The following is a 444-nucleotide window of genomic DNA, read 5'->3' as shown; positions in this document are numbered from 1 at the left end:
TCTGCGAGCTGGTCAGCGCATTGAGCGTGTCGCTGCCCATCGAGGCGACCTGTGCGGTGCTCAGCTGCGAGACCTGCGTGCTGGTCAGCGCGCCGATCTGGTCGCTGTCGAGCGCGCCGAGCTGGCTGCTGCTGAGCGAGCGCAGCGTGGCGCTGCCCAGGGCGCGCAGGTCATCGGTGCTGAAGTTGCTCAGCTGGGCGGTGGTGAGGCCGGCCGCCTGGGCGGAACTCAGCACGCCCGCCTGGGCGGAACTCAGCGCGACGATGTCGCCGGTGGTCAGCGCATTGATCTGCGCGGAGCTCATTGCCTTGATGCCCGAGGTGCCCAGGGCGACGACATCTTCCGTCGTCATCGTGGCGATCTGGGCCGTGCCGATGGCGGCGACCTGGGTGCTGGTCAGGGACGGGATCTGCGAGCTGGTCAGCGCGTTCAGCGTGTCGCTGG

1 pseudogene is annotated in these 444 nt (G+C 69.1%); it reads right to left on the bottom strand.

The features are described 5' to 3' along the window. Positions 1–444 (bottom strand): annotated as a pseudogene (locus tag B0W88_RS34240) (heme utilization protein); the annotation flags it as partial.

The organism is Pelomonas sp. KK5 (assembly GCF_001984095.1).
Lineage (GTDB): Bacteria > Pseudomonadota > Gammaproteobacteria > Burkholderiales > Burkholderiaceae_C > KK5.
Note: the sequence above shows the minus strand (reverse complement) of the source record. Positions and strands in the feature narration are given on the sequence as shown.